Annotated in this window: 9 protein-coding genes; 6 read left to right on the top strand and 3 right to left on the bottom strand. The window is 67.5% G+C overall.

All coding sequences use genetic code 11. The annotated features are described in order from the left end of the window. On the bottom strand, positions 1-181 hold a 181-nt coding region (locus VD972_RS12970; RefSeq protein WP_324986102.1), incomplete at its 3' end, for a hypothetical protein. A 34-nt stretch (positions 182-215) separates the two neighbouring features. Between VD972_RS12970 and VD972_RS12965 the strand changes: the two genes are divergently transcribed. The 3 genes from VD972_RS12965 (at position 216) to VD972_RS12955 (ending at position 5,298) form a co-directional block, all read left to right on the top strand. Continuing rightward, positions 216-989: a hypothetical protein gene (locus VD972_RS12965; protein ID WP_324986101.1), complete on the top strand. Its 774-nt coding sequence runs from the start codon at positions 216-218 to the stop codon at positions 987-989. Between the two features lie 63 nt (positions 990-1,052). Continuing rightward, complete coding sequence (locus tag VD972_RS12960) at positions 1,053-3,671, top strand: TIR domain-containing protein (protein WP_324986098.1); 2,619 nt, start codon at positions 1,053-1,055, stop codon at positions 3,669-3,671. Positions 3,672-4,221: 550 nt separating this feature from the next. After that, entirely contained in the window at positions 4,222-5,298 is a 1,077-nt protein-coding gene (locus VD972_RS12955) for a hypothetical protein (protein ID WP_324986097.1), read from the top strand. Here VD972_RS12955 and VD972_RS12950 read toward each other — a convergent pair. After that, positions 5,275-5,787, bottom strand: a complete 513-nt coding sequence (locus VD972_RS12950; protein WP_324986095.1) for a hypothetical protein — start codon at positions 5,785-5,787, stop codon at positions 5,275-5,277. The genes VD972_RS12955 and VD972_RS12950 overlap by 24 nt on opposite strands. A 465-nt stretch (positions 5,788-6,252) precedes the next feature. Here VD972_RS12950 and VD972_RS12945 point away from each other — a divergent pair, with 465 nt between their 5' ends. The 3 genes from VD972_RS12945 to VD972_RS12935 all read left to right on the top strand — a co-directional run bounded on the left by VD972_RS12945 (position 6,253) and on the right by VD972_RS12935 (position 11,192). Beyond that, complete coding sequence (locus tag VD972_RS12945) at positions 6,253-8,175, top strand: adenylate/guanylate cyclase domain-containing protein (protein WP_324986104.1); 1,923 nt, start codon at positions 6,253-6,255, stop codon at positions 8,173-8,175. Positions 8,176-8,279: 104 nt separating this feature from the next. Next, the gene (locus VD972_RS12940) at positions 8,280-9,287 is read left to right on the top strand and encodes a lysophospholipid acyltransferase family protein (protein ID WP_324986092.1); all 1,008 of its coding nucleotides are present in this window, start codon (positions 8,280-8,282) and stop codon (positions 9,285-9,287) included. A gap of 96 nt (positions 9,288-9,383) precedes the next feature. After that, positions 9,384-11,192: a serine/threonine-protein kinase gene (locus VD972_RS12935; protein WP_324986089.1), complete on the top strand. Its 1,809-nt coding sequence runs from the start codon at positions 9,384-9,386 to the stop codon at positions 11,190-11,192. On the opposite strand, the gene VD972_RS45480 is transcribed toward VD972_RS12935, so the two are convergent. Next, a partial coding sequence (locus VD972_RS45480; protein ID WP_324986087.1) for an FAD-dependent monooxygenase occupies positions 11,110-11,565 on the bottom strand: 456 nt, incomplete at its 5' end. The two genes, VD972_RS12935 and VD972_RS45480, sit on opposite strands and share 83 nt — an antisense overlap.

Raw genomic sequence — 11,565 nt, 5'->3', positions numbered from 1 at the left:
CGGGAAGCGTGATGCCCCGGATGCTGAGCCCAGACGCGGTCAGGTTGTTGATGTGGAGCGGCCCGACGCCGGTGTTGTGGATCGTGGCGCGACCCCACTGGGAGCCATAGAGCACCATCGTGTTGAGCGGCTCGACGACCTTGACTTGGCCAGCGAATGCGTTGCACGTGAGGCCGATCAAGACCGGCGCGCCGGCATCGTGCTGGAGCGTCAGCGTGCCGGTGTTCGTCCCGGTCGTGGCCGGCACGCACACGACCGCGACACTCTGGCTCGCGCCCAGCGCGACCGTGTACGGGATCGGCGTCGAGAGTTGGAAACCGGGACCGGTCAGCGAGCCACTCGAGGAGAGTAGGAGGGGATGTCAGGCCATGCTGATGGCCATCGATCCCGCAACCGGACAGGGCAAGGTCCTCCTGGAGTGCAACAGCAGCACCGCCGAACGCGAAGCGCTGCTCGCGAAGTGCGAGCCACTCGCGCCGGCGCGCCTCGAGGACCTGGGGCTCTGGGCCGAGATCCGTCGGGCGGCAGCTCCGACCCAGGATCCCACACAAGTCCCGGAGAGGCCCGCGCTCTCCATCCACTGCCCTCAGGAACTCGGGTTGTGGCGCGGGACACGCCGCCTGACCCGGTGGGCGTTTGCCCCCTGCTGCGATTCCGCAGCCAGAGAAGAGGCACCTCCGCTGGCGGCGATGACGGCCTACGTGCTCCCAGGCAGACCCTTCCTGCTCACGCGCTTGCGGCACGAGGGAAAGTGTTTCGACGGGGCCAACCAGGAGGATGTGGTCTTTCTCGCGGATGCGTTCGGGTCGAAAGGTGCTCCCCTGCTCCAGAGCCACGTCCCACGCTTCGTGACGACGTGGGCCTTGCTCGATCTACCGTTTGTGGATCTGCCGCGGCTGTACAACGACCACGGGTTCTCGCTGTACCAGCAGGGACACTTCTGGGCCGAACCGACGAGGCGCTCGCGGAGCTGCACATTCTCTGGATGAGGGGCTGCGCCGCAGGGTACACAGAGTATCCTGTGGGCATGAGGGGATTGGAGCGTGGGATTGATGGCCGACTATGACGCCTTCATCTCGTACTCGCACAAGGCGAACTCAGAGCTGGCGCACTCGCTCCAGACAGCCCTGCGTCAGCTGGCCAAGCCCTGGTACAAGCTCTCTGCGCTGGCGGTCTACCGCGATGTGACCGACCTGTCCGCCGCGCCCAACCTGTGGCCGCGGATCCAGGCGGCGCTCAAGCGCTCCCGCTATCTGCTCTTGCTGGCTTCGCCAGAGGCAGCACAGTCGAAGTGGGTCGAGCGCGAGCTGCGGGTATGGCAGCAGGAGAAGTCTCTGGACACGCTAGTGATCGCGGTGACCGGAGGCGAGATCGAGTGGGACGAGGGCAGAGGCGACTTCAATTGGGAGAAGACGAACTGCATCCCGACGTGCCTGCGGGGAAGGTTCGCCACGGAGCCCTTGTGGGGGGACTTTCGCGGCCTGCAGAGCGGGGCTGCGGGCCCTCCTGGCGGAGATGAGTTCATCCGACGCGTCGCGCACCTCTCCGCCACCATCCATGGGACCACGCCCTGGGAATTGCTCGGGCTCGAGCGGACGCTGAGACGCAGGGCCGCGATGGTCCGGCTCGCGGCGCTCCTCGTGTCGATCCTCCTCGCGGTGGTCTCGTCGATCAGCGCCGTGTACTTCTATCAGCAACAGCAGCACTCGAAGCAGCAGGCAGCCGCGAATGGGCTGCTCGCCCGTGCGCTCTTGACGGAGCGGCGCGATCCAACGTTGGCGGTGCGACTCGCGGAGCGATCACTGCAAACGCTTTCGTCGCCCGTCACTTCTCGTCTGCTGGACACCTGGTACGAACAGAGTTCGCCCTACGCGCTCAGCATCCATCACGACCGGCCCATTAGCGCGGCAATCTCGTCGGATGGCAACTGGATTGTCACGGTAGATTGGAACACGAACCTGCGGCTGTGGACGCGGACGGGGCAGTTGCTCGGCACGATGCCTCATCCGGGGGAAGCCCGGGCCCTTGCCGTCGGACCTGATACGATCCTCACTTGCGGCGCGGACGGACGCGTGCGCATCTGGTCACACTCGCTCAGCCTGTTACGGACGATCGGTGACCCTGAGCACGCAGCCACAGCTTGCGCGATCTCCGCGAGGGGCGATCGGATAGCGATCGCCGACGAGAAGGGACGGGACGTACGCGTCTGGAGCAGGGAGGGAGAGTTCCTGGGACGCTTCAACTGCCCGTCGACCGTCCTCGGGTTGGCGTTCACCGCGGATGGCGACCGCCTGTTGACGGGCCACTTCGAAGGGACTGCGGCGCTGTGGACGTTGGGAGGCAAGAAGCTCGCGACGTTCGCGAGCCAGAAAGGAGCCATCACGTCGATCGGCAGCTCGCCCAACGGATGGGTGGTCACGGGTAATGTTTCAGGTGTCCTGAGTCTGTGGATGGAGGATGGCACCCTGCGGTGGTCGATCGCCGCGCATGAGCGCAACATCCATGCCGTCGCCATCGATCCGCGGAGCCAGCAGATCCTCACAGCCGGCGGAGATGGCCTCGTCAAAGTCTGGAGCTTCGAACCCAGGCTGTTGCGGACACTCCGCGGGCACAGCGATGCAGTCGTACGCGCGGAGTTCCTGACGAACTCTCCCGAGGTGTTCACCGCGAGCTGGGACGGTGGGGTGAAGCTGTGGTGGCTCCAGGGCAGCACTGTTCGCGTCATCGAGTCGCCTGCGCCCGTCATGGGGGTGGCCATCTCGCCTGATGGCGGGACGCTGGCCATCGCCAACACCGACAGCTCGGTGCAACTCGTGGATCTGGAAGGAAAGAGTCTTCAGGTCCTGAAGCATCACCAACAAGCCGTGTGGTCCATCGCCTTTTGTCGAGGCGGCTCCGACCTCCTCACAGGGAGCATGGACACGACGGCGGCCATCATCGAGCTGTCGACGGGCCGCGTCACGCGGCTCGCGGGTCATTCCGAGCCGGTCAGCAGCGTGGCCTGTGCGCCGGACGGGAGCGTGTATGTGACAGGCAGCCGGGATGGGTCGGTCAGGCTCTGGAACGCCGCGGGCGAGGGGGTGTTCACCTTCTGGAAGCATGAAGGGCCTGTCACCTCAGTGGCCGTCTCCCCCGTCGGCGAACTGATCGCATCAGGGGGAAGAGATGGGACCGTGCAGCTCTGGTCCCGGAGCGATGAGGCCCGCGTGCTCGTCAAGCGTCCGAACTTCATCAACGCGATCGCGTTCTCACCGGATGGCCGACGACTGTTGGTCGGGGACCGCGATGGGGCCTCGTGGCTCTATGGCCTGGACGACTCGACCCGCCTCCAGCTGGACCGCTCACGGGAGCAGATTCTCGCCGTCGCCTTCTCTCGGGACGGGCACCGGATGATGACGGCCGCAGCGGACAACATCGTCAGGGTCTGGGATGCCGATGGGCTCCTGCTTCGCAGCCTGTCGGGCCACACCAGCTCTGTGAGAGCGGTGGCTTTCACGCCCGACGGACGCTTTCTCGTCTCTGGCAGCAGCGACGACACGGTTCGCATCTGGTCCAGTGTTCTTCCGCTCTCCGAGTTCTTGCGCTCGGATCGACTCGCCAAGTTCAGCCAGGAGGAGATGGGGGAGGAGATCCATCTCCCCACTCCCTCCCCCGAGCGTCCGAGCCCATGAACCGTTAGAAACGGCCGCCCAGCGTGAGCGAGGAGTCGAACTGCCTGCCCTGCGGAATGCCCGGCGCCGTGTTCGCCGCGAACGTCTCGTCTACTAGCACCAAACGCGCTTGAGGCTCGAAACGGGTGACTTGCAGAGTTCCGCGTGTGGAGGGAGCGCGGAGGTGACGCCAGCGCCCTTGCGCCTGCCTGAGGAGAGCAGGGCCGAGCACAGGGGCGACCTACCTTGAGCGTTGTGGCCTTGCCATCCTACCTGTGGAGTGAGTAGAGGTCGGCCCCATGCAGAAGGTGCGGGTCATGAAGAGTCCTGCTGCTTTGAGCCAGGCCGAGCGAGAGCGGCGTGGAGCTGTCACAGCTGGACGGCATGCAGCGCGGGGTGGTGCTGGCAGCGCTGGTGTTCCTGAGCTTCGTGGGCGGGGTGGCGGCGCTGCGAAGCATGGTGTCCTACCTGCTGTCACACAGCGGCCTGGGACTGAGCTCTGCCGTCATCGGCGCGGTGGTGGGCACCACCGCAGGCGGTAGGCAGGTTCGTCCGCCTCACTCAGCCGGTGGTGGCCTCTGCTCAGCGGCTGCTGGTCTCCATCGACGAGCACGCCGTGGCGCGCTTCATCCGCAAGTTCCTCATCCCCAAGGGCTTCCACACCATCCGCAACAAGAAGATGCGTGTGGAGAAGCTCTTCTTCTCCTTCGACACCGGCCTGCGCACCCTGCTCGACTTGGTCGTCACCCCGGGCAACGCGCGCCTGGCCCCCATCGCCTCGAAGATTCTCGCCGCGCTGCGCACTCGCTACCGCCGTACTCCCCTGCGGGTGGTGCTCGACGCGGGGGCTGCCAACAACCACCGCGAGCTGCTCCAGGTGGTGGACCAGAACCCCAACCAGGTGCTGCTGGCGCGCACTCCCAGGCGCACCGCCTACCTCAAGCACTGGAAGGCCCTGCCCGAAAAACTCTTCACCCCTACGAGGAGCCGGGCCGCTACAAGGGCGCCCGCGCCAAGCGCATCCACGTGGCCGAAACCACCACCGCCCTTCGCGCTGACAGGCACTCCCCCCTCCGTCATGTCCGCACCATCGTCGCGCGCGAAGTGGGGCGAAAAGGCAAGGACAGGTGGCATGCCCTCTTCGTCTTCCGCGACAACGCCACCCCGGCTCTCACCCTCATCCAGGAGTTTCGCGCTCGCCAGCACAAAGAGCAGACCTACCGCGTTCTGCTCCATGATGCCTTCCGTCGATGCGGCACCCTCTGGCTACTCCAAGCACAGCGCAGACCCCGACAGGCCCGGCTTTCGCAACAACGCCCTGATGCTCTACTCCTGGCTGGCGGGCCTGGCTGTCAACGCCCTCGGCCACTTCACCGCCTCGCTACCCGAGCGCTTCTGCCGGGCTCGCCCGCGCACCCTGCGCCGCTGGTGGCTCCACTTCCCGGCCGAACTCTACCTGTCCGACAAGGCCCTCTTTGTCCTCCTCCACCCCAGGTGGTTCCGCGACTGGTGGCAGCACCACATCGAGCACCTCAACTCCAAGAAGCTCCGGATCCCCTGGCTGGCCGATCGCCTCGTGCTCTACTCCCTCGAAGCTCCGCCTCCCCAGAGCGAGGAACCTTCATCAGATCCCTCGGACGGCACATAGCGCGTTTGGTGCTAGGGACTGCCCGGGCAGGGCCGCTCCCCGGAAGCCACGCAGCCGCTTCAGTCGCTTGTCGCTGGCGGCCATGTGGTTGCCATCCAGCACTCGCACCCGGTAGCCGCCGGCCCAAGGCTCCTGCTGCACCTTCATCGACTTGACCACGACAGCCACTTGCTCAGCGCTACCTTGTACCAGCGCTCGCCCCACCTCGGGCTCGGTGTGGTTGACCTTGTCGTACAGGGCTGTCAGGGACACCGCCAACCCGTCGCTGGCCTGGGCCGCCGCATGCAGCGATGGGCGCAGACCCAGGGCCACCAGCGTCATCAACTCCACCACCGTGGAGAAGAGCAACTCGCGCGTGTACTGCTTGTCGCGGTGCTGCTCGAAAATCTCATCGAGCCACTGGGGACTCAGTGCACGCTGCATCACCAGACGCGCCATGACGGCCAAGGGGCTTTTGCGCACGAAGCACTGGAAGACGTCGCCGAGCACGGTTTTCCTCCGGGAGGGACTCCCGGAAAGGTGTCCTCGACGACCACTCCGCGCTCACCCAGGGACAGCTACCAGCATGCCCGCTGCTCCCCCCCTTGCTCTCTGGGCGGCTCAGCACCTCCGTCCATACCTTGAAAGGGGTGGCCCTGAGAGCTTCGAGCTCGCTCAACAGATGGCAGCACCCGGTCGGTTCGGACCCCAATGTGCACCGGGCCCCGAAGGGAGCCCTACCAGAGTGCGGATGGAAGCGTGGCGGAGCGGTTGCTCGAGAGGTACTCGGCTTGGGGGCAGTGCTGCGACTTGACACGGAGCGGCCTCCTCATGGAAGGCCCCCCTTCCTCCTAGACCCTCGGCAATGCAGGCAGGGAAACCCTCTAATAGCCAGCGTGAGGCCCTCCTCCCTCCGTTGGGGAGAGCAGTCAGGTGGCCTCGCACAGGGTACAGGAGCGATACTGAGTGGAACGCATGGGGATTCTCGAGCAAGAGCGACACCACCAGAGCAAGGTCGACGTCACCGCGGCGGACGATGACCGCGTGTGGACCGTCGAGGACCTGTTGGTGCTGCACCCGTGGCCGGCGGTCGCGGCGCAGGCCGGCGAGCGCCGTCTCGAGTGGTTCTGGCACTACGATGTTCCGGTCGCGCCCGACGATCTGTGGCGCGTCATCAGCGACACATCCCGAATGAATCGCTCTCTGGGCGTCAGCGAGATGAAGTTCGAGGAGCGCGGCGCGGTGCGCTGGGGTACGTCGCGCGCTGGCGGCGTTCGCCAGGAGTGGATCGAGGTGCCGTGGACCTGGGTCGCCGGGCAGTGGCTCGAGTCGGTGCGGCTCTACGAGCGCGGCTTCGCGCGCGCCGTCTATGCCGTGTACCACTTGCAGGCGATCGTTGGCGGCACACGCCTCTACGTCTACTTCGGCGCCGTGCCGCGCGGGCCGCTCGGCGCCGTCGCGCTGCGCATCGGCTTCCCGTCCGTCGGCACGGGCTACGCAGAGCTCCTCCCACGGCTCGCCGCCGAGATCGAGCGGAAGCGCCCGGCGGTGCTGATCGTGGCGCCACCCAAGCTGCCAGCGGGCGCCGAGGCCCGGCTCGCGGCGATCGGCCGCTCCCTCGTCGGGCAGGGGCTCGACGCGGCCGTCGTGAAACAGCTGCAGGCGTGGATCGCCACAGGCGACGAGCAGGATCTCTACCGCATCCAGGTGCGCGAGCGAGCGCAGGCATGGGGGCTCGACGAGGACGCGGTCCTGCGGGTCTGCCTGCACGCGACACGCGCCGGTCTGCTCGAGCTGTCGTGGGACATGGTGTGCCCGCACTGCCGCGGCGCCGTCGGCGGGAGCAGCGCACTCGGTCACCTGAAGAGCCAGGGCGATTGCAAGGTGTGTGGCATCGACTTCGTCACGGGTGCCGCCGAGGCCGTCGAGATCACGTTCCACGTCCACCCGTCGATCCGCGAGGTGCCACGGCGCACGTTCTGCAGCGCCGAGCCGGCGACCAAGGAGCACATTCGCGTCCAGAAGAGGGTGCCCGCAGGCGGCGAGGCGGTCGTGACGCCGCGCCTCGGTCGCGGCCGCTGGCGGCTGCGCCTCCACGGCGAGAAGCGCTACAGCTTCCTCGACGTCGGCGCGGGCACCGGCGCACCGGCGGTGGAGGTAGCGTGGCGCGCCAGCGATGCGCCGCGCGAGATCGCGGCCGGGGCGACACCGCCGTTGCGGCTGGTCAACGACACGTCCGAGGACCTGACATTCATCGTCGAGGCGTCGCAGTGGAGCGACATCGCATTGCGTCCCGGCAAGCTCCTGTCGTTCCCGGAGTTCCGCGACCTGTTTACGCAAGAGTACCTCGCCGATGACGTCCAGCTCGTGGTTGGCGAGCAGACGATCCTGTTCACCGACCTGGTCGGCTCGACGGCAATGTACGCCGAGCGCGGCGATCCGGCCGCATTCGTCGAGGTCAAGCGCCACTTCACGGAGGTGTTCGCACTGATCCGGAGCCACCGTGGCGCGCTGGTCAAGACGATCGGCGACGCCGCGATGGGTGCGTTCTGCGATCCGCTCGATGCGGTGCGCGCCGCGCAAGCGATCCAGTTTGCCTTCGGCCCGACCGGCGGCGTGCGACTGCGCGTGTCGATCCACAGCGGCCCGTGCCTTGCCGTGAGGCTCAACGCCGACATCGATTACTTCGGCAACACGGTCAACCTCGCAGCCAAACTGCAGGCGCTCGCCGACGCCGGCGAGATCGTGGTCAGTGAGGCGACCTACTCCGCGCCCGGCGTCGCCACGTGGCTCGCATCCGAGGGCGCCGTCGTCGAGGAGATTCGCCTCGAGCACAAGGCGTTCCCCGCACCCGTCGCTGCCCGGCGATGGAGCCCCGGTGCGCGTGCGCGTGGGTAGATCATCGTCGCCCCTGTCCCCTCTCGCCCCATGCCTCGCCCCCTCATCGCACCATGACGATCCCCGCCGCGCGCCCTCGCCTTCTCCGCATGCGAGGAGAATCCTTGCTCGAAGTCTGGCTCCGGCGGCTCGTGTCCTTCACGGCGTATGGGGTGCTGGCCTCGCTGGTGCTGGGGCTCTTCCCGCTCTGGGCCATGCTGGTGCTCCTGGTGGACGTGCTCTCAGGAGGTGCTGCGCGGCTGCCTCGCCTGCGCGCGCTGGCTTGCGTGGCACTCTACCTGGCCTGTGAGCTGGTGGGGCTCGCGGCGGCGGGCGCGATCTGGCTGGGCACCCTGGGCGGCCGGCTCATCACCGCGGCCCAATATGAAGAGGCCAATGCCGCGCTCCAGCGGCGCTGGACCGAGACGCTGCTGCGCGGTGGCGCGGCCCTCTTCCAGATGAAGCTCCGCATCGAAGGGCAGGAGTGTGTCCAGCGCACGCCGTTTCTCCTGTTCGTCCGGCACTCGAGCACCGCCGACACGCTGGTCGCGGCCGTGGCCGTGGCGAACCCGTTCAAGATCCTGCTCAAGTACGTGCTGAAGCGAGAGCTGCTCTGGGATCCGTGCCTGGACGTCGTCGGGCGGCGACTGCCGAACGTGTTCGTCGACCGCTCTGGAGAGCGCGGCAAGGCAGAGGTGGATGCGGTGGCGTCCCTGGCGGACGGGCTCGGAGAGCGGCAGGCCGTGCTGATCTACCCGGAGGGGACGCGCTTCAGCCCCAAGAAGCTGGAGGCCTCGGTGGCCAGGCTCACGCAAGAGGGGCGCACGGAGCTCGCGCGGATCGCCCAGGGCTACCAACATGTCCTTCCGCCCAGGCTGGGAGGTCCTCTCAAGCTTCTGGAGCACGCCCCGGGCCTGGACGTGGTCCTCCTGGAGCAGACGGGCTTCGAGGGCGCGGTGAGCCTCGCCCACTTCTGGCGCGGTGCGTTCATCGGCCGGACCATCGAGCTGCGCCTGAGACGCGTGGCAGCGGGCGACATTCCTCATGAGCAGCGGGACCTCTGGCTCTTCGAGCAGTGGCGTGAGACCGATCGCTGGATCACCGAGCGGATCGTGGCGCGTGAGGGGCGCTGAAGATGGATCGCCTCACTTCGTGAGTGGGCCCCGGCAGAGCAGTCGCGGAAGCGCGGAGCAGCCGCTGGACCCACGGGCAGACTAAGCTCCCGAGCCGTGACCCCCTACACCATGCTGCACCTCGCGCTCGCGGGTGCCTTCTTCGTCCTCGCGCTCCTGCATTTCGCGACATGGGCCGCGGTGAGAACACAGCGGGTTCAGCTCTGGCTCGCTTCGAGCTTCCTCGGGTTCGCGGTGCTCTCCCTGACGACGGGGCTCACCAGCCAGGAAGCCAGCGCGATGATCGCCGACACACGTCCCTGGCTCCTGCTCGGCGTCCTTCCGTCGATCCCCCTCCCGTACACCCTCCTTCGCGTCGCGTGGTCGCTGCTGGATCTGCCGCTCACGCGCTGGCGACGCGTGATGCTGGGAGTGGCGCTCGTGCTCGGTGGGGTGCGAGTGATCGATGTTGCCGGGTCCCTGCTCAGGCTGCCCGAGACCGGGGTCACCGCAGAGGCGCTCTCGCAAGCCACCGCGGGCCTGAGCCTCCCGCTGTTCTGGCTCCTCGCGACGTGCGTGGCTGGAACGTGGGCAGTCGAAGCGGCACGGCTCCTGAAGCGCCGGGGCGCGATGGCGGCTGCCGTGCTCGCCGCCTCTCTGTGTGCGCTCGCGCTCCTCGGCCGTGAGCTCTCCATCGACGCCGGCTGGCTCCTGGGGGCCCCGCTCTTCGTGCTCGTCGGGCTGCCCTTCTTGATGCTTGCCTCCACCGCGCTCGCGATCCTCACCGCGCGCTCGCTCCGCGGAGCGGATCTGGGAACTGGCATCCACCGCTACCGCCGGCTCACCCGGCTCGGACGCGGCGGCATGGGGGAGGTGTGGCTCGCGGTGAGGACCGGGCGCGCGGGTTTTCATCGGCTCGTCGTCCTCAAACGGATGCTGGAGGATGACCACGACGCCCCGCAGGTCCAGATCCAGCGCTTCATCGGCGAAGCTCGCACCTCCGCGCGCCTCCATCACCCGAACATCGTCTCCGTCTACGATCTCGGGCAGATCGACGGCGCGTGGTTCATCGTCATGGAGTACCTGAGTGGCGTGAACGTGCTCGAGCTCGTCCGACGCGTCGCCGGAGGAGGCACGCTGCCGCTCGAAGTGATCGTCGAGCTCTGTCAGCAGGCCCTGCGCGGACTTGCCTACGCGCACGAGCATGGCGTGATCCATCGCGACATCAGCGCGGACAACCTCGTCGTTTCGTTCGACGGCGTGGTGAAGGTCGTCGATTTCGGGATCGCGCATCGTTCCGGCGAAGCCCAGGAGCGTGTCCTCATGAAAGGCTCATTGCCTTCCGAGAGCTCATTGCCTTCCGAGAATCGGCTCACTCAGGTCGGCCTCGTCATTGGAAAGGCCGGGTACATGCCGCCCGAGCGCCTCGAGGGAGCCGAGGCGACCGCGTCTGGCGATCTCTTCGCTCTCGGCTGTGTCCTCTACGAGCTGCTGTCCGGCGATCTTCCCGAGATTTCCATCCATGGCATCCAGCTTCCGCCCCTGGAGCGACCCGACGCACCCGCCGCTTACCTGCTGCTCAAGGGTGTCCTCGGCGTCGCGCTTCATCCTGATCTGAAGCGACGCTTCCCCGACGCGAGGGCATTCCAGCGCGGGCTCGATCCGGTCCGACAGGCGCTTCCGGCGGTCGAGCTCGCGAGCTGGCTGCGCGAGAATTTCGCAGATCGATGGACGCGCGAGCGGGAACTCCTGGAGCTCAGCGATCCCACGCCCGCCGAAGTGGAAGCACTGCGCGCGCGCGAGCTGCCCACGGCGCCTGGCGGGGCGGCGGAGACCACGCAGATCATGGGACCGCGAGCCGCACAACCCGTCGAGGAGCAGACGACGCAACTCCGCCCGCTTCCCCCCGGCCGCCAGCGCCGCTGAGCGCTCGCGCCCCGGCGGCGCTTACCGCTTCTGGGCAAGGCCACCCTGGGCGCGCCGCGCGAGCGCGCTTCGAGCCAGTCGGCCCGAAGGAATGGATGCCGAGCGCGTCGCGGCGGATGCCCCATTCCGGCTCCTCGGCCAGCTCGACCTCGGCGATCAGGTTGCTCATTGTCGGATCCCACCCGGGGAACTCGATGCCGGCTGCTTTGCGGATCAGGCTGCGTCCTCCGTCGCACCCGACGAGATAGTGCGCCCGCAGCGTCTGGCCGTCGGACAGCTTGACGTCGACGCCGGTGTCGTCCTGCGCGAAACCGGTCACGTCGCGTGCGCGATAGATCGGCACCTCAAGCTCGTCAACCCAGCCGGCCAGGAT

It is taken from the genome of Hyalangium sp., assembly GCF_035629615.1.
In the GTDB taxonomy this organism is placed as follows: Bacteria; Myxococcota; Myxococcia; order Myxococcales; family Myxococcaceae; genus Hyalangium.
The sequence above is the reverse complement of the archived record's forward strand: the minus strand, read 5'-3'. Positions and strand labels throughout refer to the sequence as shown.

Excerpts from the sequence above, each read along its gene's own strand:
- VD972_RS12945 (WP_324986104.1), top strand. The coding sequence starts at position 6,253 with ATGGGGATTCTCGAGCAAGAGCGACACCACCAGAGCAAGGTCGACGTC.
- VD972_RS12960 (WP_324986098.1), top strand. The coding sequence starts at position 1,053 with ATGGCCGACTATGACGCCTTCATCTCGTACTCGCACAAGGCGAACTCA.